Raw genomic sequence first — 24,687 nt, forward strand, 5'->3', positions numbered from 1 at the left:
CAACCACTAATTCTGCGACGCAGCATTTTTTCGCCGCATGGAGGGGAAAGACGCGGCAGGACGGCCGAATGGCGGTGGCCTCAGCCCGCGGGCTGGGCCACCACGTAGCTTCCGGGCGCGGGTGCGAGGGCCGGATGCTTCGAATCGCCCGGCTGACGAGCGGCGATCCGTTTCCCCGAACGCTCGGCGAGCCAGCCCCCCCACCGGGGCCACCAGGAGCCTTCATGGAACTCCGCCCCCTCGCGGAAGGCCTCGGGAGTCGTCATCGGACCCGAGTTCACATAATGCCCGTACTTCTTCCGGCTCGGCGGGTTCACGATGCCGGCGACGTGACCGGATTCAGACAGGATGAAGGTCTTGTCCTCGGAGCCGAACTGGCGGAGCCCGTTGAAGCTGCTCTTCCAGGGGGCGATGTGGTCGGTCTCGCAGGCCACTCCGCAGACAGGCAGCGTGATGTCCTTGAGGCCGACCGGCCCGCCCAGCACCGGGAAGGTCCCGCCGGCCAGCCGGTTCTGCTGGCAGAGGCCGCGCAGGTACTCCACGGCCATCTGCGCGGGCAGGTTGGTCCCGTCGCCGTTCCAGTAAAGCAGGTCGAAGGCGGGCGGGGCCTCGCCCATCATGTAGCTCTTGATCGCGGGCTGATAGATCAGGTCGTTCGACCGCAGGTAGCTGAAGGTCCGCGACATGAAGGTCTTGTCGAGGATCCCGTCCACGGCCACCTGACGCTCGATTCCGTCGACGAAATCGTCGTTCAGGAACACGCCCACCTCGCCCGGATCCGAGAAGTCGGTGAGCGTGGTGAAGAAGGTGGCGGACCGCACCGAGGGATCGCCCGCCTTCTGCAGGTGAGCGAGCGTCAGGCTGAGGGTCGTTCCCGCGATACAGTATCCGACGGCGTTGATCTGCTTCTGTTTGGTGATCGAGCGCACCTCGGCCATGGCGCGCATGTAGCCTTCGCGGATGTAGTCGTCCATGCCGATGCCCGCATAGGCCGCATCGGGGTTGACCCAGGAGACGACGAAGACGGTGAAGCCCTCGTCCACGAGCCATTTCAGCAGCGAGTTCTGCGGCTTGAGGTCGAGGATGTAGAACTTGTTGATCCAGGGCGGAAAGATCAGCAGCGGCGTCTCGTAGACCGTCTCGGTCGTGGGCTTGTACTGGATGAGCTCGAACATGCGGTTGCGGTAGACGACCGACCCTTCGGTGGTGGCGATGTTCTGGCCCACCTGGAAGGCCTCGCGGTCCGCAAGCGTCACCAGCAGGTCACCGTTGTTCGCCTCGATGTCCCGCACGAGGTTCTCGAGCCCCTGCACGAGGCTCTCGCCATCGGTCGCGATCGCGCGCTCGAGAGCATCGGGGTTGGTGCCGAAGAAGTTGGTGGGCGAGAACAGGTCCACGATCTGGCGCGAGAAATACTCGACCCGCTTCTTGTCCGAGGGCTCGATCTGCTCCAGCGCGTCGACGGCCTGATGCACGGCCTCGGCGTTCATCAGGTACTGCTGCTTGAGATAGTTGAAGAACGGATGCGTCTGCCAGAGCGGGTTCGAGAAGCGCCGGTCCTTCGGGGTCTGGTCCGGCGGCGGCTTCAGCTCACCCTTCACGAGCTGCTGCTGCGCCTCGACGTAGTGCTTCAGGCTCTTGCCCCAGAAGCTGATCTGATGCTCGAGGATCTTGGCGGGGTTCTGCATCATTTCGGCCATGTAGGCCGTCATCGCCTTCAGGAAGACGTCGCCCGAGGGTCCGTGGAGCGCGGGGTCGGACAACTTGCGCTTCGTGAGCGCGGCGGTCAGCCGCTTCGACAACTCGTCGATGCGCGCCAGGTTGGCGTTCAGACGCTCGAACTGCGCGTCGCGGGCCGCACCCGGGGACTGCTCTTCGGTTGCCATATTGACTTTTCCCCCCTCTTTTGCTGCCATGCAGCATCGTGTGCCCGCCCTTGGCGGAGAACTGCAGGAACACAGCGCCTCCACCGGGCAGGGATACCGAATGAAATATATGACAACCTATGACGTCATGGAGAGTGCGCGCAACACCAACGAGTGGTTGGGCGCGACTGCACGGGCGATGGCCTCCTATCCCGTCTTCGCCCTCTCCATGAATCCGATGCTGGCACTCACCGCCGCCTGGGGTGAGGTGACGGAGCGCAGCTTCGCCCGCATGGTGGCCAAGCCTGACTGGGGCATCCGCTCGATCGTCGGCGACGACGGGCAGGACCATCTGGTCGATATCCGCACTGTCGTGGAAAAGCCTTTCGGCAATCTGATCCAGTTCTTCGTCCGCCGTCGTGCGCCGATGGCGCGGAAGGTGCTGCTGGTGGCGCCCATGTCGGGCCACTACGCGACGCTCCTGCGCTCGACGGTTCTCAGTCTGCTGCCGGACTGCGACGTCTATGTGACGGACTGGCACAATGCCCGTGACATTCCGGTGTCCTGCGGCAAGTTCGACGTCGAGGACTACACGCTCTACATCGTCGAGTTCATGCGTGCCCTCGGGCCGGACACCAACGTGATCGCAGTCTGCCAGCCCGCACCGCTGGTTCTGGCGGCGACCGCCTATCTCGCCGGAGAGCACCCCGAAGAGCAGCCGCGCACCCTGACGCTGATCGGCGGCCCGATCGACCCGGATGCCGCCGCGACCGAAGTCACGGATTTCGGGCGGCGCATCACGATGGGGCAACTCGAACAGCTCGCGATCCAGCGCGTGGGCTTCAAGTACATGGGTGCTGGCCGGATGGTCTATCCCGGCCTCCTGCAACTCCAGAGCTTCATCTCGATGAACATGGAGCGCCATTCCAAGGCCTTTCAGGAGCAGATCGTGCGCGTGGCGCGCGGTCAGGCCTCGGACCACGATGCGCACAACCGCTTCTACGACGAATACCTCGCCGTGATGGACATGACGGCCGAGTTCTACCTCTCGACGGTGGAGCGCGTCTTCAAGAACCGCGAGATCGCGAAGAACGAGTTCACGGTCGCCGGCAAGCGGGTGGACATCGGCGCAATCACCGATGTTGCGGTCAAGACCGTCGAGGGCGAGAAAGACGACATCTCGGCGCCCGGCCAGTGTGTTGCCGCGCTGAAGCTGCTGACCGGGCTGCCCGATTCGAAGAAGGCCAGCCACCTCGAGCCCGAGGCGGGGCACTACGGCATCTTCGCGGGCAAGAGCTGGCGCCTGAACATCCGTCCGCTGGTCCTGAGCTTCATAGACGCCAACGCGCCGAGGCCGAAGCCCAAGATCGTGCCGGCCGCGGCCAACGGCTGAGCATTCCGACGGCATCCGGTGCCGAACGTCGGATGCCGTGCCGGTCCGGTGCGGGCAAGACAGGGCGGCCTTGCGTCGTCAAGGGCGGGCCTTCCCCGGGCCCGTGCGGCCGCGACTCCCCGACCTGTGCGCGGCCACGAGGGGGCTCGCCGGCAGTTGCGTCCTGCAAGCAGCCTCGCGCCTTGCCGCGAGGCAAGACGCCCGGCCAGGCCTTGCGGCTCAAGCCGCGAGAACCTCCTCGAGCGTTGCCTCCATCAGGGACAGGCAGGCGGGCGTCGAGAAGCGATGATCGGCCCCCTTCACGAGCGTGAGCCGCATGTCGGGCGAAACGGCATGGTCCAGAAGCCGCAGGGCCACCGATGGCGGCACGTCCTCGTCCGCCGTTCCCTGCAGCAGCCGGACCGGAAACGGCAGGTCCAGAGGCTCCCGCAGGACGAGTCGGTCGCGTCCCTCCTCGATCAGCCGGCGCGTGATGATGTAGGGTTCTTCGGAATAGTCTGACGGCATGACCACCTGCCCGACCCGCTGCAGCGCCTCGCGCTGCGCCGCGTTGAAGCCCGTCCACATGCTGTCCTCGGTGAAGTCCGGCGCGGCGGCGATCCCGACGAATCCCGCGATCCGCTCGGGCATCGCGCGGGCGAGAAGAAGCGAGATCCAGCCCCCCATGGACGATCCGACCAGCACGAGAGGCCCGGCAAGCAGCCCGCAGGCAGCGCGGGCATCCTCGAACCAGTCTCCGATCGCGCCCTCGAGGAAGGCGCCTTCGGATTGCCCGTGGCCCGAGTAGTCGAAGCGCAGGAAGGCGCGGCCTGACCGCTCCGCCCATGCCTGCAGGTGGAGCGCCTTCGTCCCCTCCATGTCCGACTTGAAGCCACCGCAGAAGACGACGGCGGGCCCCTGCCCGTCGGTCAGACGGTAGGCGATGCGGCGGCCTTCTGGCGTCACGAGGAAATCGGGATCTGACATGGGCACCTCCTTTTCTTCGAGCCTTATCAAAGCACGGGTCCGCAGACCACCTCTGCGGCCAATCCCGCGCCGGAAAGGGCCGTGTCGCGTTGACTTTCCCCGATGCGCGGCGCAGAAGCGGTCCGCACATGACCCGCAACCGGGCGCAATCGTAGGCGCCGAACCGACGAGGAGAGCCGCAATGGCCCAGATTTCCCTCACATTTCCCGACGGCAACGCACGCGAGTTTCCCGCCGGCATCACCCCTGCCGAAGTGGCGGCCTCGATCTCGACCAGCCTCGGGAAGAAGGCGATCTCGGCCAGCGTGGACGGCCGGCACACCGACCTGCAATGGCCGCTGACCGCCGACGCGAAGATCGCGATCCACACCATGGCCGACGAGGCGCAGGCGCTGGAGCTGATCCGGCACGACCTCGCCCACATCATGGCCCGCGCGGTGCAGGAGCTCTGGCCGGACGTCAAGGTCACCATCGGCCCGGTCGTGGCGAACGGATGGTATTACGACTTCGACCGCGAAGAGCATTTCACGCCCGACGACCTCGGCGCGATCGAGAAGCGGATGAAGGAGATCATCAACGCCCGCGACGCGGTGAAGACCGAGACGTGGGACCGCGACCGCGCCATCGCCTACTACGAAGGCCGCGGCGAGAACTTCAAGGTCGAGCTGGTGCAGGCGATCCCCGCCGACCAGCAGATCCGCATGTACTGGCACGGGAACTGGCAGGACCTCTGCCGCGGGCCGCACCTCCAGCACACAGGGCAGGTTCCGGCGGATGCGTTCAAGCTGATGTCGGTGGCCGGCGCCTACTGGCGCGGCGACAGCAACAACAAGCAGCTCCAGCGCATCTATGGCGTGGCCTTCAAGACCCGCGACGAGCTGAAGGCCTATCTCCACATGCTGGAAGAGGCCGCGAAGCGCGACCACCGCAAGCTCGGGAAGGAGATGGAGCTGTTCCATCTTCAGGAAGAGGCGCCGGGCATGGTGTTCTGGCACCCGAACGGCTGGCAGATCTACCGCACGCTGGAAGATTACATGCGCGGCCGGCTGCGTCAGGCCGGCTACAAGGAGATCCGCACCCCGCAGGTGGTGGACCGCAAGCTGTGGGAGGCCTCAGGCCACTGGGAGGCCTACAAGGAGAACATGTTCATCGTCGAGGTCGAGGAGGAACATGCCAAGGAAAAGCGCATCAACGCGCTGAAGCCGATGAACTGCCCCTGCCACGTGCAGGTCTACAACCAGGGCCTGAAGTCCTACCGCGACCTGCCGCTGCGCCTGGCCGAATTCGGCTCGTGCCACCGCTACGAGTCGTCGGGCTCGATGCACGGGCTGATGCGGGTGCGCGGCTTCACGCAGGACGACGCCCACATCTTCTGCACCGAGGACCAGATCGAGGGCGAATGCGCCTCGTTCATCGAGCTGCTCTCCAGCGTCTACAAGGACCTCGGCTTCGACAGCTTCGAGATCAAGCTCTCCACCCGCCCCGAGGTGCGCATCGGCTCGGACGAGGCTTGGGATACGGTGGAGACGGCGCTCGAGAACGCGATCCGCAAGGTCGGCGTCCCCTACGAGATCGATCCGGGCGAAGGCGCCTTCTACGGGCCGAAGCTCGATTTCAAGCTGACCGACGCCATCGGGCGCAAGTGGCAGTGCGGCACCTTCCAGGTTGACCCCAACCTGCCCACGCGCCTCGGCGCGGAATATATCGGCGAGGACGGCGGCAAGCACCGGCCCTACATGCTGCACCGGGCGATCCTGGGCAGCTTCGAGCGCTTCATCGGCATCCTGATCGAGAACTATGCCGGCAAGCTGCCGTTCTGGCTCGCGCCGCGGCAGGTGGTGGTGGCCTCGATCGTCTCGGACGCCGACGCTTACGTGGCCGAAGTGGTCGCGGCCCTGCGCGCCCGTGGCGTGCGCGCCGAGGCCGACACGCGGAACGAGAAGATCAATTACAAGGTTCGCGAGCATTCCGTGGGCAAGGTGCCGGTCATCCTTGCCATCGGCATGCAGGAGGTCGAGGGTCGCACGGTGTCCGTCCGTCGCCTCGGGGAGACCCGGACGGAGTCGCTGTCTCTCGATCAGGCCGTCGAGACCCTAGCCGGGGATGCCCGCATCCCCGGGTGATTCTCTGCTGTCGGCGGGATGTCGCTCATCCGCCGACAGCTTCATCAGACTTTGGCATGAGGGCGCCGGCGGCCCGTCCGCCGGCCACCGGTCCACGGCCGTCTGCCGTCCCGCGAGCCCCCCTCGGCGAGCTTCGAGGAAGCCCGCTGCGGATTCCCGCAATACAGAAGTTTATCAACCTCTTGGGGCATTGTTCCCTCGCCTGTCGCGCGGCAATTGGCCTCGTGCGTGCGTTTCAAATCTGCGCTCTAATGCAGGTATTGATCGCCACAAGACCACTTCGAAACGCCGCCGTGATGCTTTTGCCCGCGTGCAGAACAAATGCTTGTTCTGCACGACTTTTCCATTGCCGCTTGATTTTCGGCAGGTCTTTGGCATCCTTTCGACGTGACAACAGACGTTCTGACGCTTTCCTGTTTCCAGGGCTAATGCGGAGAACCTGGATGCACGGCCCGTGGCAATGTCGCCCGGGTGAAGGCTGACGAAGGGAGAGACGGAATGCCGACCGGCACCGTGAAATGGTTCAACAGTACGAAGGGCTTTGGCTTCATCGCCCCCGATGATGGTGGCAAGGACGTGTTCGTCCACATCTCGGCGGTGGAACGTGCCGGCCTCAAGGGGCTCAGCGACAACCAGAAGATCGGCTACGAGCTGCAGTCCGGCCGCGACGGCCGCTCCTCGGCGGGCGACCTGCGGCTGCTGTAACGCCACGACGCGCGCGCGTGATTACGAGACAGCCTGCCGCCCCGTGGGCTGTTTCACCCCAGAAGCCGACGCTGGACACCCGTATCCCATCCCAGGAACAGCCCTTCCTCCGTGCGGATGACCGGCCTTTTCATGAGCGTCGGCTGCGCCGCGATCTGCGCCTCGGGCTCGGAGGCCTTGAGCCAGTCCGAGAGCCCCCGCCAGGTCGTCGACTGCCTGTTGACCAGCGCATCACCGAATTCCGTCACAAGCTCCGAGATCTCGCCCTCGCTGAGGGGTGCCGCGCGCACGTCGCGGAACTCGACGTTGTGGCCCGCGCCCTCCAGCGCCTTGAGCGCCTTCTTGCAGGTGTCGCAGGTGGAAATGCCGTAGAGGATCATGGAGAACGCCTGTCATCGCGAATTTCGGCATCAGTGATGCCAGAAACGCGCGGCTGCGCAAGAACCCTCAGACGGGCGCGATCCAACGTGTGACCGCGACGCCCACCCCTGCGGAAACGCCTGTCAGGACGGTGCCCCAGAGAAGGTCCACCACCACCATCGTCGGGTGCCAGTCGCGCAGGATCGTGTAGCTGGTGAGCTCGTAGGTGCCATAGGCAACCGCCCCGAGCACCGCGCCTGCGACCAGCGCCTGCATCGGCGCCCCCTCGCGAAGCGCGGGCCAGGAGACGAGCCAGATCAGCCCGGCAATATACCCGACGTAGAAGATCACGGCCGGCACCATCCGCGGGCTGTCGAGCATCAGCGGCCCGATGTGGGCCTCGAACAGGGGCTTCATGAAGCGCGACAGCATCACGGCATCGAGCCCCGCGAAGACGAGGCCGGTGACGAGGACGAGGACGGCGAGACTCATGCGGCGGTTCTCCTCTGGAAGCGGCAGACCGCCCCAGTATCAGCGCCGGCGCAGGTATTCGTAAAGGACGCAGGCAGGTGACGCTGCGCGAAGCTCGATCTGCGAGGCGAGTGCCCATTCGGCCGGATCGAAGTCCGGAAAGAAGGTATCGGCACCGGCGACTTCCAGATCGACCTCGGTGACGAGCAACCGGTCCGCGACGGGCAGATGCGCCGCGAAGATCCCCGCGCCGCCGATCGAGTAGATCCGCGCGTGTCCCGCCGCCTGCGCGGCGGGGATCGCGCCATCGAGGGTCGTGAACAGCGCCTCCCCCTCCAGCACCCGCGACGTGACCACGATGTTCATCCGTCGCGGCAGGGGCTTCTTCGGAAGACTCTCCCAGGTGCGCCGCCCCATGATCACCGCACCGCCGACCGTCTCGCGCTGGAAGAAGGCCAGATCCTCGGGCGCTGCCCAGGGAATCGTGCCGTCCTTCCCGATCGCCCCGCCCTTCGCCCGCGCCACCACAAGGGACAACATCAGACCGCCACCTCCGCCAGGATCGCCGGATGCGGGTCGTAGCCCTCCACCGCGAAATCGCCGATCCGGTAGTCGTCGATGCTCTCGGCCCGCCGCAGCAGCCGCATCCGCGGCCAGTCCCGCGGGCTGCGCGAAACCTGCTCGCGCGCCTGCTCGAGATGGTTGAGGTAGAGATGCGTGTCTCCGCCCACCCAGACCAGTTCGCCGGGCCGAAGATCCGCCTGCTGCGCGATCATCAGCTGCAAGGCGGCGGCACCCACGAAGTTGAACGGCGCACCGAGCAGCAGATCCACCGAACGCTGGTAGAGCAGCGCGTTCAGCCGCCCGTCGGACGTCACGTGATACTGATAGACCATGTGGCAGGGCGGAAGCGCCATCTGCCCCACCTCGGCCACGTTCCAGGCGTGGAACAGCATTCGGCGGCTGGAGGGGTTGCTGCGCAGCGTCTCGATCAGTCCCGCGATCTGGTCGTGCTCGCGCCCGTCGGGCCCGAGCCAGCGCCGCCACTGCTTGCCGTAGACCGGGCCGAGCTCTCCCCAGCGGGCCGCGAAGTCCTCGTCCGCCAACACCCGCGCCTCGAACTCGGCCTGCCCGATCTGCTCGCCCGTGGCACGCCGGTAGGCGGCCAGCGGCCAGTCGCTCCAGATCCGCACGTTCTCCTGCAGGAGCGGCCGGATGTTGGTGCCCCCGGTCAGGAACCAGAGCATCTCCTTCACCGCGGTCTTCCAGAACACCTTCTTCGTGGTCAGGATCGGCGCCGAACCGTCCGACAGGTCGAAGCGCAGCATCGCGCCGAAAAGCGAGAGCGTACCCACGCCGGTCCGGTCAACGCGCCGGTCGCCCAGAGCCAGCACCTGCGCCAGAAGGTCGAGATATTGCTGCTCCGGATGCCCCACGCCGCCCCTCCTGCCGCTGCCGCCCCCGGCCTGGTCTTCATTCTCGCCAAAATATCCCGGGGGTCCGGGGGCAGAGCCCCCGGTGGCTTGCTATCAGATGCAAGGCCGGGGCGACAACCGCGTTCGGAAGACAAGCCGCGCGCCCCGCCTCCGCAGAACAGGGGCAATGCAACAGGCAGGCAATGGCCACATGCCTGCCCTTCCCGACCCGCGGTGGACGTGATTGCGTCCAGCCGATCCTTCGCCCGACGGACGGGATCATTTCCTTTCTGCCGGCTCGTGCTAGCTTGCCCGCCGACACAGCCAGAAGGGAGCCCCCATGCAGGTCAGATATCTTCACACCATGGTCCGGGTGCTCGACCTCGAGAAGAGCATGGAGTTCTTCCGCCTGCTCGGCCTCGAGGAGACACGCCGGATCGAGAACGAGAAGGCCCGCTTCACGCTCGTCTTCATGGCACCGCCCGGTCAGCCGGACTGCCCGGTCGAGCTCACCTTCAACTGGGACGGCGACGAGGGGCTGCCCTCGGACAGCCGCCACTTCGGCCATCTCGCCTATGCCGTCGAGGACATCTACGACATGTGCGCGAAGCTGCAGGTGGCAGGGGTCACGATCAACCGCCCGCCGCGCGACGGGCACATGGCCTTCGTCCGCAGCCCCGACAATGTGTCGGTCGAACTTCTGCAGATGGGCGAAGCGCTGCCTCCGGCAGAGCCCTGGGCCTCGATGGAGAGCGCCGGCCACTGGTGAAGCATCGTCCCGGAGGGTGGGGCCGTAGCGGGCCGAAGGTGTAGCGGGCTCCCGGCACGGGCAACCGGCGGCGCTGCGGAAGACGCGGGGGGCCGTCTGCCCCCCGCACCCCCCGAGGATATTTGAGCGAGAATGAAGGGCGGAACGCGTCCTCCGGCTTTCGCCGGACGACCGGCGTCAGAGCGGTCGCCAACGCGCGAGCAGGTCCACTCCGACCGTCTCGACCGAAACAAGCCCGAAAGCCGGGGCATCCGCCAGATGGAGCAGGCGCAGAGGCCCCATCGCGCCGCGCCCCTCCTCGCCAATCAGCTTGCCTGCGGTGAACGAGATCAGTTCATCGCAGAGCCCGGCCCGCACCAGCGCCGCACCGAGCCGCGCCCCTCCTTCGCAGAAGATCCGCGTCAGCCCTTCCGCGGCGAGTCGCTGCATCACCGAGCGCACGTCGAGGCCGTCCGGCCCGGCTGCACATTCGAGCAGGATGGCGCCTGCCGCCCGCCAGCCCTCGCGAGCCTGCTCGGGGGCATCCGCACCATGGCAGAGCCAGACGGGCACCTGCCGCGCCGTGCGACCGAGGCGGCTGTCGGGGGCATGACGCAGGAGGCGGTCCACCACGATCCGCACCGGCTGGTGCCGGGCCCCGAGGTCGCGCACCGAAAGGTCCGGGTCGTCGGCCAGCGCGGTTCCCACGCCGACCATCACCGCATCGTGCCGCATCCGCATCGCATGGGCGGCGCGCCGGGCGAGCGTTCCGGTGATCCATCGGCTCTCGCCCGAGGCCGTGGCGATGCTGCCGTCCACGGTCGAGGCGAGCTTCAGCGTAACGAAGGGCAGGCCCTGCGTCACGCGCTTGAGGAAGCCCGCGTTGGCGGAACGCGCCTCGGCCTCCAGCACCCCCTCGGTCACGAGGATCCCAGCTGCCCGGAGCAGCGCATGGCCGCGGCCGGAGACGCGCGGATCCGGGTCGCCGGTCGCGGTCACCACCCGCGCGATGCCGGCCGCAACCAGCGCCTCGGCACAGGGCGGCGTCCGGCCATGATGGGCGCAGGGCTCGAGCGTGACATAGGCCGTAGCGCCAAGCGCCGCCGTGCCGGCCGCGGCCAGGGCCACCGGTTCGGCATGGGGCCGGCCGCCGGGGCGTGTCCAGCCGCGGCCGACGACGCGGCCCGCCTTCACGACCACGCAGCCAACTGCGGGATTGGGCCAGGTCCTCCCCAGGCCCCGTGCGCCGAGGCGCAGCGCATGGGCCATATGGTCGGCGTCGGTCACTCTTCCGCGGGTGCCGAGGGACGCAGTTCGGACACGAACTTGTCGAAATCGTCCGCCGCCTGGAAGTTCTTGTAGACGCTCGCGAACCGGACGTAGGCCACGGTGTCGATCCTTGCGAGGCTTTCCATCACGATTTCGCCGATGACCTTCGAGGGGATGTCGGTATCGCCGAGGCTTTCCAGCCGCCGCACGATGCCCGAGATCATCTGGTCGATCCGCTCGGGCTCGATGGGGCGCTTCTGCATGGCGATGCGGATCGAGCGTTCCAGCTTCGTCCGGTCGAAATCCTCGCGCTTGCCCGAAGACTTGATCACGACGAGGTCGCGCAGCTGCACCCGCTCGTAGGTGGTGAACCGGCCGCCGCAGGCCGGGCAGAAACGGCGGCGGCGGATCGAGACATGATCCTCGGCCGGGCGGCTGTCTTTCACTTGCGTATCGATGTTTCCGCAGAACGGGCAGCGCATCGCCTCTCCCTCATGCCTCAGCTTCGCGACGCGGGACACCACGATCGTCAGATCCGGGGGTGCCCCTCTCGCAATCCACAAGACCATAGCCAGAGGCCGATGGGTTGCACAGCGGAATTCATCGCCCCCCAGATAAGGGGCTTCCGCTGTGGCCGCGAGGACTCATGACGCATCCGTGAAGCCGACGATCCCGCATCCGCGCTTAGGCTGTCGGCAGAAAAGGGCAGTCGGCGCTTCTGGAGAGCGGGCGATCCGTGCGTCTGCCGGAGCCACCGAAGCCGAGGGAGGAGAGACAGCAATGACCCGCATGACGGCAAGGGACTTCCACCCCAGGCTGCTGGAGCTCTATGACTACTACGCGCACGGGCGGATCACCAAGCGCGAGTTCCTCGACCGGGCGGCGAGCTACACGGTCGGCGGTCTGACGGCCGCTGCCATGCTGGATCTGATGAGCCCGAACTACGCCCTGGCCCAGCAGGTCCCGGAGGGCGATCCCGCGATCGCCGCCGCCTATGTCACCTATCCCTCGCCCGAGGGGCATGGCGAGGTGCGCGCCTATCGAGTGCAACCGGCCGAGGGCAGCGGGCCATGGCCCGGCGTGGTGGTCGTCCACGAGAACCGTGGCCTCAATCCCTACATCGAGGACGTGGCACGGAGGCTTGCCAAGGAGGGATTTCTCGCCTTCGCACCCGACGGCCTCACCTCGGTCGGCGGCTACCCCGGCAACGACGACCGGGGTCGCGAACTTCAGCGGCAAGTGGATCCGGAGAAGCTGATGAACGACTTCTTCGCGGCCGTGGATCATCTCATGTCCGGCGACGAGGGATCGACCGGGCGCGTCGGGATCACCGGCTTCTGTTACGGCGGCGGCGTGGCCAATGCGGCAGCGGTGGCCTTTGCGGGCCTGGGCGGCGCGGTGCCGTTCTACGGCCGACAGCCCGAGGCCGGAGACGTGGTCCGGATCCGCTGCCCCCTGCTCATCCACTACGCCGGTCTTGATGAACGCATCAATGCAGGCTGGCCAGCCTACAGGGCCGCGCTCGACGAGGCGAACGTCCGCTACGAGGCCTACATCTATCCCGGCGTCAACCATGGCTTCCACAACGACACCACGCCCCGATATGACCAGGAGGCGGCAGAGCTGGCGTGGAAGCGAACCGTGGACTTCTTCAGAACAAACCTCGTCTGAGGTCCCTAACGCGAAAGGGCCGGCGGATCCGCCGGCCCTGCGCGCAAAAGGTCTCGCGCGTCAGTCGAAGAGAGGCGGATCCTGCCGGCAGAGTGCGCGGGCATGGATGGCACTCACCGACGCGTCCTTGGCGCCGATGATGAAGAGGCCGGTCTTGCTCGCGGCACCCTGCGAAGAGAGGCCGAAGCGCACGCCCTCGGCCTGCCGCCGCGGCGGCTCGCTCAGGCGCCAGATCCGCGTCGTGGGCAGCAGGCCCTGCGACATCACGTAGTCGCCTGCGGCGCACCAGCTTTCGCCGGGTCCCTGCCCCGGGCTGCCCATCACGACGAAGGTGCCGTCGCCCGCGGGCTGCACGACCTCCCCGTTCTTTGCAATGAAGGCGGACGCCGGTCCGGCGAGGGCCGTTGCGGCAAGGGCTGCGAAGGCGAGACGGCGGATCATGAGACCGCTCCTTACTGGTCGAGGAAGCTCCGCAGCTTGCGGCTGCGGCTGGGATGCTTGAGTTTGCGCAGCGCCTTGGCCTCGATCTGGCGGATGCGCTCGCGCGTGACGCTGAACTGCTGGCCGACTTCCTCGAGGGTATGGTCGGTGTTCATGCCGATGCCGAAGCGCATGCGCAGCACCCGCTCCTCGCGCGGGGTGAGGCTGGCGAGGACCCGCGTCGTCGTCTCCTTCAGGTTCTCCTGAATGGCGCTGTCGAGCGGCAGGATCGCGTTCTTGTCCTCGATGAAATCGCCGAGCTGGCTGTCCTCCTCGTCGCCGATCGGCGTCTCGAGGCTGATCGGCTCCTTGGCGATCTTCATCACCTTGCGGACCTTCTCGAGCGGCATCTGCAGCTTTTCGGCCAGCTCCTCCGGGGTCGGCTCGCGGCCGATCTCGTGCAGCATCTGGCGGCCGGTGCGGACCAGCTTGTTGATGGTCTCGATCATGTGGACCGGGATGCGGATGGTCCGCGCCTGGTCGGCGATCGAGCGGGTGATCGCCTGCCGGATCCACCACGTCGCATAGGTCGAGAACTTGTAGCCGCGGCGGTATTCGAACTTGTCCACCGCCTTCATCAGGCCGATGTTGCCTTCCTGGATGAGGTCAAGGAACTGCAGTCCGCGGTTGGTGTATTTCTTGGCGATCGAGATCACGAGGCGGAGGTTGGCCTCGACCATCTCCTTCTTGGCCTGCCGGGCTTCCTTCTCGCCCTTCTGGACCTGGTTCACGATGCGGCGGAACTCCGAGATGTCCACGCCGACATACTGGCCGACCTGGGCCATGTCGCCACGCAGGTCCTCGACCTTGTCGCGGCTCTTTTCCATCAGGGTCTGCCAGCCGCGGCCCGACTTGGCGGCCATCCGCTCGGCCCAGGTCGGATCAAGCTCGTAGCCCTGATATTCCTCGATGAACTCGCGACGGTTGATCCGCGCCGCATCGGCCAGCTTCACCATGGCCGAGTTGATCGACATGATCTTGCGGTTGATCCCGTAGAGCTGGTCGATCAGTGCCTCGATCCGGTTGTTGTGCAGGTGCAGTTCGTTCACCAGCAGCACGATCTCGGAGCGCAGCTTCTGATAGGCGGCCTCGTCCTCGGTCGTGAAGCGGATCTTGTCGTTCAGCGTGGCCGCCATGCGCTTCGTCTGCATCTCGGCAAGCTTGCCGTAGTCGCGGGCGATCAGCTCGAGCGTCTCGAGCACGCGCGGCTTCAGCGCCGCCTCCATGGCGGCGAGCGACATGGCCGAGGCCTCGTCGTCCTCGTCCTCCTCCTCGACCCGGCTGATCGGGTTGCCGTCAGCGTCGAGCTCCGGCTCGGAAGAGGCGGTGCGGCGCGGCGCCTGCTGGGTGGCAGAGGCGGAGGCAGAAGCGACTTCCACCTCGTCGATCTCGGGACCATCCAGGTCGTCGTCGCCGTCAAGCGAGCGACCGAAGGTCGCCTCGAGGTCGATCACGTCGCGCAGCAGGATGTCTTCGGACAGAAGTTCGTCGCGCCAGATCGTGATGGCCTGAAAGGTCAGCGGGCTCTCGCACAGGCCCGCGATCATCGTGTTCCGGCCAGCCTCGATCCGCTTCGCGATGGCGATCTCGCCCTCGCGGCTGAGAAGCTCGACCGAGCCCATCTCGCGCAGATACATGCGCACCGGGTCGTCGGTGCGGTCGAGCGTCTCGCCCTGCGTTCCGGCAATGGCGATCTCGCGCGAGCCGGTGCCCTGCTCCACCAGTTCGCCGGCCGGCTCGCCCTCTTCGGCTTCCTCGTTCTCGATGACGTTGATGCCCATCTCGGAGAGCATGGCCATCACGTCCTCGATCTGCTCAGACGAGACCTGATCCTGCGGCAGGACGGCGTTGAGCTGGTCGTAGGTGATGTAGCCCCGCTCGCGCGCCTCCGCGATCATCCTCTTGACGGCGGCCTGGCTCATGTCCAGCGAGGTTTCGGCGTCCTGATCCTCGGGTTTGCCGTCGTCGGTGTCTTTGACTGCCATGGATGCTCCTCAGAAGCGCGGAGGGTGGTCTTGCCGAAGCGAAAGTCGAATCGTCGGGACGATATAGCGAATCAATAGCTCGAATCACAGGTGGGGGAAGCGCATCAGCCCCTTTTCTTTACCCAGATCTGGCGGTCGATCATTTCCTGCAACGACCTTGAAAGGGCCGCCCGGTCTTCGCCAAGGTCGGATGAGTCGTCAAGACGGGCGCGCTCGGCACGATGACGCGCCTCGGCCGCCTGCGACAGCCGCCAGGTGAGGCCCTCGTCCACGAGCCCCGCCAGATCCTCGACCGCGTCCTCGATTTCCTGTCGTGCGCCCCGGCGCGCCTCGAGCTTGGCCAGTTCCTCGGCCAGGCACATGCGCGCCGTCTCGACATCGCCGGGGTGTCGCACGGACGGACAGATCCGGACATGGGTCAGCGAGAGCAGCCTTTCAAGGGGCTCGCCCGCCAGCGTTCGCACCTCCGCCCGCACCGCCTCGGGCTCTCCGGATGTCGATAGCAGCGCCCGCCGAAGGATCTGGTGATCCGGGTCGACGAGATCCAGTGACTCCAGCGCGGTCTCGAAATCGTGCACCAGCGCAGGATGGAGCGCACAGGTGGCAAGGATTACGGCCAGCCGCATCTCCTCCTCGATCCGCTCGCCCGCCGCGGTCGCCAGAAGCGAGGCGCGGGTCGAGGCATGCGGCGCGACGGATGCCGGTTCGCGCCTGCCGCCGCGATGGAAGGCGCGGCGTGGCGTGGCGGACCCGAACAGGTCCATGCGCAGGCGGTTCAGCTCGTCGCCATAGTGCCGGCGGATCATCGGATCCGCGATCCGCAGCACGGCCGCGCGCAGCCTCTTGTCGAGCGCCGCCCGCCGCTCGGGGCTGTCAAAGACATGCCCGTCCGTTTCGCGGCGCCAGAGAAGGCCCACCATCGGCTGCGCCGCGTCGAGCACGCGCTGCATCGCCGCCGCGCCCTCGGTCCGGATCAGGTCGTCTGGATCGAGCCCCGGCGGCAGGACCGCGAAGCGCAGCCCCTGCCCGGCTTCGAGCAGCGGCAGGGCCAGGTCCACCACCCGCAGCGCCGCCCGTATCCCGGCCGCATCGCCATCGAGCGCGATCACCGGCTCGGGATGAATGCGCCACATGAGGCGGAGCTGGTCCTCGGTGATTGCCGTGCCGAGTGGCGCGACCGTCGCCTTGAAGCCCGCCTCGGACAGGGCAATCACGTCCATGTAGCCCTCGGCCACCACGAGCGGCTGGCCCTTGCCCGCGGCGTCGCGGGCCGGCCCGACGTTGTAGAGGTTGCGCCCCTTGTCGAAGAGCGGCGTCTCCGGCCCGTTGAGGTATTTCGCCCGCGCCGCCGGATCCATCGCACGCCCGCCGAGGCTGATCGCCCTGCCCCGCGCATCCCGGATCGGGAAGATGATGCGGTCGCGAAACCGGTCGTAGGGTGCGCCGCCATCCTCGGGTCGGGCGCAGAGCCCCGCCTCGACAAGCAGATCGGCGGCAATACCCTTCCCGGTCAGCGCCTGATACAGCGCCTGCCGCCCGTCCGGGGCAAATCCCACGCCGAACCGCTCCTGCCCCTCGGGAGAGAGCCGGCGACGGGCGAGATAGTCGCGCGCCGCCGCGGCGGCTGTAGTGCGCAGCTGCAGGCGGTAGAACTTCACCGCCTCTTCCATGACTTCGGAAAGCTGGCTCCGCCGGTCGGCCTTCTCGGCGGCCCTCGGATCGCGTGCGGGCATCGGCATGCCGGCCTCGCGCGCGAGGATCTCGACCGCCTCCATGAATCCCACGTTCTCGGTGTCCTTCACGAAGGCGATCGCGTCGCCCTTCGCATGGCAGCCGAAGCAGTAGTAGAAACCCTTGCGATCGTCGACGTGGAAGCTCGCCGACTTCTCCTGGTGGAACGGGCACGGCGCCCAGAAGTCGCCCTTGCCCTGGTTCGACTTGCGCAGATCCCACGTCACCTTCCGCCCGACCACCTGAGAGAGCGGGACGCGGTTGCGCAACTCGTCGAGGAATCCGGGTGGCAGGCTCATGCTTCCGGTTATCGTGCCGGCCCGGCTCCGAGTCCAGCGGCCATGGCAGCGGCGCGCCACGTCCCCGAACCGGCGAATCCGCCGGGCGCGTCGCCTCAGCCGTCCGGCACCCTTTGCGCATCGGCGGAACGGTTGCCTGCCCTGCCCCGTCCCTTCATTCTCGCAGAAATATCCCGGGGGTGCGGGGGCAGCGCCCCCGCCTGCCCGCCGCCTAGAGCCCCTTCGACCGATAGGTCGCCGCCACCCTCCGGATCGCCACGATATAGGCCGCGACACGCAGGTCCTCGACGCCCTCCCCGCCGTGCCACACCTCGCGCATCGACTGGTAGGCGGTGCGCATCGCGTCATCGAGCCCCGAGCGCACCAGGGCAAGCTCGTCCGAGCCCTGCATGAACTTCTGCTTGAAGTCCGGTTTCAGCTCCCATCCAAGCCCCTGGTCGGCCGAGAGCCGCTCGAGTTCCTCCACCAGCGCACGGCTCCGCGCCTCCTCGGCGCGGCGCTGCATCCGGCCGAAGCGGATATGGCTGAGGTTCTTCACCCACTCGAAATAGGAGACCGTCACCCCGCCCGCATTGGCATAGAGATCGGGGATGATGATCGTTCCTTTCTGGCGCAGGATCTCGTCGGCTCCGAAGGTGATCGGCCCGTTCGCGGCCTCGATGATCAGCGGCGCCTTGATCCGCGCGGCGTTCTCGCGCGTGATCACGCCCTCCATCGCGGCGGGGATGAGGATGTCGCATTCCTCTTCGAGCAGCGCCGCGCCCTCTTCGGTGTAGTCGGCATGGGCGAAGCCCCGGATCGAGCCCGTCTTGGACATCCAGTGGTGAAGGTCCTCGATCGGAATGCCGTCGGGATTGACCAGTGCACCGTCGCGCTCGATCACGCCGATGATCTTGGCGCCATCCTCCTCCGAGATGAACTTCGCCGCGTGATAGCCGACGTTGCCGAGGCCCTGCACGATCACGCGCTTTCCGTCGAGATCGCCCGACAGCTCCGCGCGCGCCTTGTCCTCGCCGTGACGGAAGAACTCGCGAAGCGCGTATTGCACGCCCCGGCCCGTGGCCTCGACACGTCCGTGGATGCCGCCCGCGTTGATCGGCTTGCCGGTCACGCAGGCACGGGCGTTGATGTCGGTCGTGTTCATCCGGGCATACTGGTCGGCGATCCAGGCCATCTCGCGCTCGCCGGTGCCCATGTCGGGTGCCGGCACGTTCTGGGCCGGATGGATCAGGTCGCGCTTTGCAAGCTCGTAGGCGAAGCGCCGGGTGATCTGCTCGAGCTCGTGCTCGTCCCACTCCCGCGGGTCCAGGCAGAGCCCGCCCTTCGAGCCGCCGAAGGGCGTCTCGACCAGCGCACATTTGTAGGTCATCAGCGCCGCCAGCGCCTCGACCTCGTCCTGGCTCACCGACAGGGCGAAGCGGATCCCGCCCTTGACCGGCTCCATATGCTCGGAATGAACCGAGCGGTATCCGGTGAAGGTGAAGATCTTGCCGCGCAGCCGGACCCCGAAGCGCACCGTATAGGTGGAGTTGCAGACCCGGATCTTCTCCTCGAGACCCGGCGAGAGATCCATCAGCGCCACGGCGCGGTTGAACATCAGATCGACGGATTCGCGGAAACTGGGCTCTGCGAGATGCATGGGTGCCTCCTCCTGGCAACGGGCGCGGACTGCGCCCCCGGCCCTTAGCTAGTCCGGAAGGGCGGTCTCGTCACCTCCGCGCCGCGAGAGTCGATTCGCGGACTGCCGACAACCCCCTCCGGCCAGATCCGAATCGCGCCGCCGGCTCGACAATCCGCAGCCGCTTCCGCCGATCGTTTCCTGGCACGGGGCATTTCCCGCAAGCCCCTTGCGAAACGCCACAATTCTGCCCCAACCAATCCGTTAGATGAGCCAGTCCCCTGCTTTCGGATGTTGTCGCGCCGCAGGCAAGGGGCTCGTTTCAAGGAACGCCATTGATGGACGATTTTCACTCTTCCCCTTCCTCGAAACTGCCCTTCGTCGGCTGGCGGGAGACGCGCTTGCGGTTCCTGCGCGCCGAAGATGGCTCGATGCTCGTGTTCGGCCTCTTCCTGTTCGTCCTGATGCTCATGATCGGCGGCATCGCGATCGACGTGATGCGCTTCGAGTACACGCGCTCCGGCACCCAGCAGACGCTTGACCGTGCGGTGCTGGCGGCCGCGAGCCTCAAGCAGGTGCGCGAACCGAAGGTGGTCGTCGAGGATTACTTCGACAAGGCCGGGATGTCTGAGCGACTGGGCGAGACCTACTCGGACTCTCCGACGCTGAACTCGAAGCGTGTGTGGGCCGATGCGCGGGCCGGCGTGGACACCTACTTCATGCACATGCTGAACGTCGACACCCTCTCGTCGCCGGCCGGAGCAACGGCCGAGGAAGCGGTCAGCAACATCGAGATTTCGCTGGTGCTCGACATATCGGGTTCGATGCGGAACAACGGCATGCAGATCACCAAGCTGCGCACCGCCGCCAAGGAGTTCTTCGCCACGGTGCTGGCCGGAGACGCGAAGAAATTCACCTCGATCAACGTCGTCCCGTATGCCGGCCATGTAAACGTGGGCAGGAAGCTCTACGAGGCTTTCGGAGGTGCCGCGACCACGCACACCAACTCCTACTGCCTCGACCTCAACTCTTCCGACTATGCCTCGGCGGGGCTGCCCTCGAAGAACCTGCCACAAGTTCCCCACTTCATGAACTGGACGATCGACTGGCCGACGATGGACTGGGGCTGGTGCCCCGGCGCGAAAGCAGAGATCCAGGTGGCTCAGAACGACGAGGCGGCTCTCAGCACCTACATTGAATCGATCCGGCTGCACGACGGCACCGGCACGCAGTCGGGCATCAAGTACGGGCTTCTGCTGCTGAACCCCGACATGAAGAGCATCTTCGACACGTTGCCCACCATTCCCTCGGACTTCGCCGGACGCCCCATGGCCTGGCCGAACACGCCGGATGCCAACGTCCAGAAATACCTGATCGTCATGACTGACGGTGTGATTACCGAGCAGGTCCGCCCGACCTATACGGACACCCTGCGGGATTTCGACTCCGACAGGAAGGACAACGAGTATTACGACGGAAGCAACAGCAAATCCGATCCGGACACGGTCGACGGCACCAACCATGTCCTTCTGAATTCGCAGGTGGAGCTTCAGAACCAGAAATCCTCCTATCGTACGACGCCCACATCCGCATCCACCAACATCGCGCGGTTCAAGGCTCAGTGCGACCTCGCCAAGGCGAATGGCGTGATCATTTACACCATCGCCTTCAACACCGACTCTTCGGCGGCAGCGCCGATGAAATACTGCGCGACCAAGCCGTCGAACTTCTTCGAGGTCAAGGACAAGGAAATCAGTGACGCCTTCGCGGTTATCGCGCGGAACATCCAGCAACTGCGGCTGACGCAATGACCGCATGGCCAAGATGGTTGCGCCGCCACGCGCTCGACGAGGGCGGAACCGCCTCGGTCGAGTTCGTGCTGGTGTTCCCGATCATCATGTCGATCTTCTTCGCGGCCATGGAATCCGGCCTGTACATGACCCGTTCGGTCCTTTTTGACCGCGCGCTGGACATGGCGGTACGGGACCTGCGCGTGGGCCTCATCGAGGATCCCACATTGGACAAGCTCAAGTCAGCCGTCTGCGATCAGATGACCATGATGCAGGACTGTGCGACGGCGATCCGCATCGAACTGACGCTTGTCGATACCGCGATCTGGGACTTTCCCACGGATGCCATTACCTGCGTCGACCGCAGCAAGCCGATCGCCCCGGTCCTCGAGCCGGACTACGGCGTAGCCAACGACATCATGGTCGTGCGCGCCTGCGTGCCCGCCGACGCGATGTTCCCTTCGACAGGAATTGCCGCCGGGCTGCCAAAGGATGGAAAAGGCGGATACTACGTCGTCGCGTATTCCGCGTTCGTGAACGAGCCCTGACATGTTCCGCCCGACACTGATTGCAAAGCGCGCCTCGGCCATCCGGCACTTCGCCTCGAACGAGAGCGGCACGATGCTGTCCGAGTTCGTGATCGTTCTTCCCATCCTGCTTTGGGCCTGGCTGGGAATGTATACCTTCTGGCAGACCTACGCGACGATGAACCGGGTGCAGAAGGCGGCCTTCGTGGTCTCCGACGCCCTCTCCCGCTCCACCGGCGAAGTGAACGAAGATGAGCTGGACGGCATGTTCGACCTCATGGACTACCTGATCGGCGGCCGCGGCGATCCGGTGGCCCGCTACACCAGCGTCGGCTGGAACCCGACCACGAGCGCCTACTACGTGATGTGGTCCTACTCGTCGGATAACGTGGCCCTGCCGCCACTGAACACGGGCACGATCAGCAAGATCGAGTCACACCTTCCGACACTCGTGAATCTCGAGACGGTCATCGTGGTGGAAGCCAGTTACGATTACCAGCCGGTCTTCAGCCCCTTCACGCTCAGTGGCGTCACGATCGGCCTCGACGAGATCACGTTCGACGAGACAGTGGTTACACGACCCCGCTTCGTCATCAAGGTCTGCAAGGAATACGTGGATTGCGGCGCGGTCTCGTGACGGCTGCGCGCTGACGCCGGGCCGCTGCTCCGAGACCGGAAGACGAGGGTGCAGATCCCTCACCGCGCCGCGCCGACCGCCCTCAGGGCCATGTCGGCGTAACATGCCGCCACCTCGTCCCGCGTCAACGGCCCCATGTCGCGAAACCAGTTCGTGACGCCGGTGAGCATTGCGATGACGGCGCGCGTCGCCAGACGCACATCCGGCAGCGCAAAGCTGCCCTGCGCCACGCCTTCGGCCAGGATGGTCGCGAGACGCTGCTCGTAGCGCCGGCGCAGGTCCTCGATGGCAGCGAAGTTCTCTGGGCTCAGGTTCCGCAGCTCCATGTAGGCGATGAAGACCGCTTCGGGACGGTCGATGTGATAGCCGATGTGGAACCGCGCGAACTGCTCGAGCGCCGCGCAGGGATCGGCAGGCGCAGGAAGAGCTGCGCAGGCGGCGAGCAACTCCTCCATGTGAATCCGCATCAGGTCGAACAGCAGCGTCTGCTTGTCCGGCGTGTAGAGATAGAGGGCGCCGGCCTGCACTCCCACCTCGGCCGCGATCTGGCGCATCGAGACCGCGGCATAGCCGTGGCGGGCAATCAGCCGCTGCGCCGCCGCGCGCACGCGCGGGCCGGTCGTCTCGGCGTGGGATCCTGCCTTGCGTGCCATGACGGCAGGATTATCTGAACGCTGGTTCAGTTCAAGCGCCCACTGGCCTAGGCCGCCCGTTCTCCCTGGCCATGTTCGCGGCACCGCAAGCAGCCGGACGCGTAACCGGGCGGCGAGGATCCGGCGCGTGGCACCGCCAGCCGCGAAGGGGGCGAGCGACGGCGGCTCCCTGTCGTGCGAGCCCAGGATCATTCGGCGGACCCGTCGCCGTGACGGGCCGCTCGACGCTCCGTGCCGGGCCATCCCCGAATGCGCGACGCCGCAGGCGATCCGTCGGCCCTTGCCGCCGCGGGGTCCCGGGGGCTAATGTCCGACCGCTTGAACGGAGCGACCGATGCGCCCTGCCCTCACCCTCGCCGCGATGCTCCTCCTGGGGGCCTGCGCGGATTATCCCGAGGTCATCGAGGCGCAGTCCGCCCGCGCCGACGCCCCCGCCCCGCCGCTGCTGCCGCTCGACGAGCTTCTGGCGCGCGCAGGCACTGCCACGGTCACGAGCGACACGGAGGCCTCGCTCGAGGCGCGCGCAGCCGCCCTCCGTGCGCGCGCGGCCGCGCTGCAGGCTCCCCCGGCGCAGCCTTGAGGCGCGTTGCTCTTCCCGTCGCGACGGGCTAACAGACCTGCCATGACAGCCCGGCGCACGCTGCCGGTTCACGGTTTTCGGAGGTTTCATGGCTGCCCCCCTGCGTCTTGGTATTGCCGGTCTTGGCACCGTCGGCATCGGGGTGGTCAAGATCATCCAGCGGCACGCCGACCTGATCTCGGCACGCGCGGGCCGACCCGTCGTCGTCACCGCGGTCTGCGCCCGCGACCGTTCGAAGAACCGTGACGCGGACCTGTCAGGCTATGCCTGGGAGACCGACGCCGTTTCTCTCGCCCGGCGCGAGGACGTGGACATCTTCGTCGAGGTGATGGGCGGGGCCGAAGGGGCGGCGCGGGCCTCGACCGAGGCCGCGCTGGCCGCGGGCAAGGACGTGGTGACCGCGAACAAGGCCCTCCTTGCCCATCACGGGCAGGCGCTGGCCGAGATGGCCGAGGCCGCGGGCCTCGCCATCCGCTTCGAGGCCGCCGTCGCGGGCGGCATTCCGGTCATCAAGGCGTTGACCGAGGGGCTCGCCGGCAACCAGATGCGCCGGGTGATGGGCGTGATGAACGGCACCTGCAACTACATCCTGACCCGGATGGAGACCGCGGGCCTGCCCTACGAGCATGTCTTCGAGGAGGCCCGCCAGCTCGGCTATCTCGAGGCCGATCCGAACCTCGACGTGGGCGGGATCGACGCGGGCCACAAGCTCTCGCTCCTGGCCGCGATCGCCTTCGGCACCCGCGTCAGCTTCGACGACGTGCAGCTCGAGGGGATCGGCCAGATCTCGATCGACGACATCCGCCATGCGGGCGACCTCGGCTTCCGCATCAAGCTTCTGGGCGTGGCCCAGGTCTCGGGCCGCGGGCTCGAGCAGCGCATGACGCCCTGCCTCGTGCCCGCCGACAGTCCGCTCGGCCAGCTTCAGGGCGGGACCAACATGGTGGTTCTCGAGGGGGACTCGGTCGGCCAGATCGTGCTGCGCGGCCCCGGCGCGGGCGAAGGCCCGACGGCGAGCGCCGTGATGGGAGACGTGATTGACCTCGCGCGCGGGCTGCGCATCCCCAGCTTCGGCCGCCCGGCAACAAGCCTCGTCGAGGCGGTGCCCGCCAAGGTCGCGGCGCCCGCACCCTGGTATCTGCGCATGACGCTCCTCGACAAGCCGGGCGCGCTCGCCAAGATCGCGACCGCGCTCGGCGAGGCCGGCATCTCGATCGACCGCATGCGCCAGTACGGGCACGAGGGCGGGCACGCCCCCGTCCTGATCGTCACCCACAAGGCCACGCGAGACGACATTTCCCATGCGATGAGCCGGTTTGGCGGGACCGGCGTCCTCGTCGGCGAGCCTGTGGCGATCCGCATCGAAGAAGTTTGATCCCCCCCTCCCGTTCCGATAGGGAGG

The 24,687-nt window shown here is 66.7% G+C and carries 23 protein-coding genes; 10 read left to right on the top strand and 13 right to left on the bottom strand.

The annotated features are described in order from the left end of the window. Positions 1-80: 80 nt before the first annotated feature. Positions 81-1,886 (bottom strand): PHA/PHB synthase family protein, encoded by a 1,806-nt coding sequence (locus ACTVZP_RS09280; RefSeq protein ID WP_443211862.1) that lies wholly within the window; start codon positions 1,884-1,886, stop codon positions 81-83. A gap of 100 nt (positions 1,887-1,986) precedes the next feature. On the opposite strand from ACTVZP_RS09280, the gene phaZ reads away from it, so the two are divergent. Then, the gene (phaZ, locus tag ACTVZP_RS09285; protein WP_443211863.1) at positions 1,987-3,258 is read left to right on the top strand and encodes a polyhydroxyalkanoate depolymerase; all 1,272 of its coding nucleotides are present in this window, start codon (positions 1,987-1,989) and stop codon (positions 3,256-3,258) included. 219 nt (positions 3,259-3,477) lie between these two features. Here phaZ and ACTVZP_RS09290 read toward each other — a convergent pair whose 3' ends face one another. Continuing rightward, positions 3,478-4,224, bottom strand: a complete 747-nt coding sequence (locus ACTVZP_RS09290; RefSeq protein WP_443211864.1) for an alpha/beta fold hydrolase — start codon at positions 4,222-4,224, stop codon at positions 3,478-3,480. 181 nt (positions 4,225-4,405) lie between these two features. Between ACTVZP_RS09290 and thrS the strand changes: the two genes are divergently transcribed. Continuing rightward, positions 4,406-6,346 carry a threonine--tRNA ligase gene (gene thrS, locus ACTVZP_RS09295; protein ID WP_443211865.1) on the top strand — a complete coding sequence of 647 codons (1,941 nt, stop codon included), beginning with the start codon at positions 4,406-4,408 and terminating at the stop codon, positions 6,344-6,346. Positions 6,347-6,844: 498 nt separating this feature from the next. After that, positions 6,845-7,051: a cold-shock protein gene (locus ACTVZP_RS09300; RefSeq protein ID WP_002720550.1), complete on the top strand. Its 207-nt coding sequence runs from the start codon at positions 6,845-6,847 to the stop codon at positions 7,049-7,051. A gap of 53 nt (positions 7,052-7,104) precedes the next feature. On the opposite strand, the gene ACTVZP_RS09305 is transcribed toward ACTVZP_RS09300, so the two are convergent. From ACTVZP_RS09305 to ACTVZP_RS09320, 4 genes are all read right to left on the bottom strand, one after another. Further along, positions 7,105-7,431 (bottom strand): arsenate reductase family protein, encoded by a 327-nt coding sequence (locus tag ACTVZP_RS09305; protein ID WP_443211866.1) that lies wholly within the window; start codon positions 7,429-7,431, stop codon positions 7,105-7,107. A gap of 67 nt (positions 7,432-7,498) precedes the next feature. Then, a complete protein-coding gene (locus ACTVZP_RS09310; protein ID WP_443211867.1) occupies positions 7,499-7,903 on the bottom strand; it encodes a DUF2177 family protein in 405 nt (134 codons plus the stop codon). Positions 7,904-7,942: 39 nt separating this feature from the next. Beyond that, positions 7,943-8,422 carry a dihydrofolate reductase gene (locus tag ACTVZP_RS09315; protein ID WP_443211868.1) on the bottom strand — a complete coding sequence of 160 codons (480 nt, stop codon included), beginning with the start codon at positions 8,420-8,422 and terminating at the stop codon, positions 7,943-7,945. Next, a complete protein-coding gene (locus ACTVZP_RS09320) occupies positions 8,422-9,318 on the bottom strand; it encodes a thymidylate synthase (RefSeq protein ID WP_443211869.1) in 897 nt (298 codons plus the stop codon). The genes ACTVZP_RS09315 and ACTVZP_RS09320 overlap by 1 nt, the downstream gene beginning before the upstream one ends. Before the next feature lie 319 nt (positions 9,319-9,637). On the opposite strand from ACTVZP_RS09320, the gene ACTVZP_RS09325 reads away from it, so the two are divergent. After that, the gene (locus ACTVZP_RS09325) at positions 9,638-10,066 is read left to right on the top strand and encodes a VOC family protein (protein ID WP_443211870.1); all 429 of its coding nucleotides are present in this window, start codon (positions 9,638-9,640) and stop codon (positions 10,064-10,066) included. A gap of 177 nt (positions 10,067-10,243) precedes the next feature. Here ACTVZP_RS09325 and ribD read toward each other — a convergent pair whose 3' ends face one another. Both ribD and nrdR read right to left on the bottom strand, forming a co-directional pair. After that, positions 10,244-11,314, bottom strand: coding sequence for a bifunctional diaminohydroxyphosphoribosylaminopyrimidine deaminase/5-amino-6-(5-phosphoribosylamino)uracil reductase RibD (gene ribD, locus ACTVZP_RS09330; protein WP_443211935.1), 1,071 nt, complete (start codon positions 11,312-11,314; stop codon positions 10,244-10,246). Positions 11,315-11,328: 14 nt separating this feature from the next. Then, positions 11,329-11,796, bottom strand: a complete 468-nt coding sequence (nrdR, locus tag ACTVZP_RS09335) for a transcriptional regulator NrdR (protein WP_002720557.1) — start codon at positions 11,794-11,796, stop codon at positions 11,329-11,331. 298 nt (positions 11,797-12,094) lie between these two features. Here nrdR and yghX point away from each other — a divergent pair, with 298 nt between their 5' ends. Beyond that, positions 12,095-12,985, top strand: a complete 891-nt coding sequence (gene yghX, locus ACTVZP_RS09340; RefSeq protein WP_443211871.1) for a YghX family hydrolase — start codon at positions 12,095-12,097, stop codon at positions 12,983-12,985. Positions 12,986-13,045: 60 nt separating this feature from the next. Here yghX and ACTVZP_RS09345 read toward each other — a convergent pair whose 3' ends face one another. The 4 genes from ACTVZP_RS09345 to ACTVZP_RS09360 all read right to left on the bottom strand — a co-directional run bounded on the left by ACTVZP_RS09345 (position 13,046) and on the right by ACTVZP_RS09360 (position 19,119). Next, positions 13,046-13,426 carry a hypothetical protein gene (locus tag ACTVZP_RS09345; protein ID WP_443211872.1) on the bottom strand — a complete coding sequence of 127 codons (381 nt, stop codon included), beginning with the start codon at positions 13,424-13,426 and terminating at the stop codon, positions 13,046-13,048. 11 nt (positions 13,427-13,437) lie between these two features. Further along, complete coding sequence (rpoD, locus tag ACTVZP_RS09350; protein ID WP_443211873.1) at positions 13,438-15,450, bottom strand: RNA polymerase sigma factor RpoD; 2,013 nt, start codon at positions 15,448-15,450, stop codon at positions 13,438-13,440. A 104-nt stretch (positions 15,451-15,554) separates the two neighbouring features. Continuing rightward, positions 15,555-17,480: a DNA primase gene (gene dnaG, locus ACTVZP_RS09355; protein WP_443211874.1), complete on the bottom strand. Its 1,926-nt coding sequence runs from the start codon at positions 17,478-17,480 to the stop codon at positions 15,555-15,557. A gap of 211 nt (positions 17,481-17,691) precedes the next feature. Continuing rightward, positions 17,692-19,119, bottom strand: coding sequence for a Glu/Leu/Phe/Val family dehydrogenase (locus ACTVZP_RS09360; protein ID WP_443211875.1), 1,428 nt, complete (start codon positions 19,117-19,119; stop codon positions 17,692-17,694). A 317-nt stretch (positions 19,120-19,436) separates the two neighbouring features. Between ACTVZP_RS09360 and ACTVZP_RS09365 the strand changes: the two genes are divergently transcribed. The 3 genes from ACTVZP_RS09365 to ACTVZP_RS09375 are packed head-to-tail and all read left to right on the top strand — an operon-like array spanning position 19,437 to position 22,052. Further along, positions 19,437-20,909 (top strand): pilus assembly protein TadG-related protein, encoded by a 1,473-nt coding sequence (locus ACTVZP_RS09365; protein ID WP_443211876.1) that lies wholly within the window; start codon positions 19,437-19,439, stop codon positions 20,907-20,909. Next, a complete protein-coding gene (locus ACTVZP_RS09370; protein WP_443211877.1) occupies positions 20,906-21,436 on the top strand; it encodes a TadE/TadG family type IV pilus assembly protein in 531 nt (176 codons plus the stop codon). Before ACTVZP_RS09365 ends, ACTVZP_RS09370 begins: the two co-directional genes overlap by 4 nt. 1 nt (position 21,437) lies before the next feature. After that, positions 21,438-22,052: a TadE/TadG family type IV pilus assembly protein gene (locus ACTVZP_RS09375; protein WP_443211878.1), complete on the top strand. Its 615-nt coding sequence runs from the start codon at positions 21,438-21,440 to the stop codon at positions 22,050-22,052. A 59-nt stretch (positions 22,053-22,111) separates the two neighbouring features. Here ACTVZP_RS09375 and ACTVZP_RS09380 read toward each other — a convergent pair whose 3' ends face one another. After that, positions 22,112-22,705 carry a TetR/AcrR family transcriptional regulator gene (locus ACTVZP_RS09380; protein WP_443211879.1) on the bottom strand — a complete coding sequence of 198 codons (594 nt, stop codon included), beginning with the start codon at positions 22,703-22,705 and terminating at the stop codon, positions 22,112-22,114. 334 nt (positions 22,706-23,039) lie between these two features. Here ACTVZP_RS09380 and ACTVZP_RS09385 point away from each other — a divergent pair, with 334 nt between their 5' ends. Together ACTVZP_RS09385 and ACTVZP_RS09390 are read left to right on the top strand one after the other, a co-directional pair. Beyond that, on the top strand, positions 23,040-23,285 hold the full coding sequence (locus tag ACTVZP_RS09385; RefSeq protein WP_443211880.1) for a hypothetical protein: 246 nt from the start codon (positions 23,040-23,042) through the stop codon (positions 23,283-23,285). A gap of 88 nt (positions 23,286-23,373) precedes the next feature. Further along, positions 23,374-24,660 carry a homoserine dehydrogenase gene (locus ACTVZP_RS09390; protein WP_443211881.1) on the top strand — a complete coding sequence of 429 codons (1,287 nt, stop codon included), beginning with the start codon at positions 23,374-23,376 and terminating at the stop codon, positions 24,658-24,660. The last annotated feature ends 27 nt before the right edge of the window (positions 24,661-24,687 follow it).

The sequence above is a fragment of the Rhodobacter sp. NSM genome (genome assembly GCF_052244495.1).
In the GTDB taxonomy this organism is placed as follows: domain Bacteria; phylum Pseudomonadota; class Alphaproteobacteria; order Rhodobacterales; family Rhodobacteraceae; genus Cereibacter_A.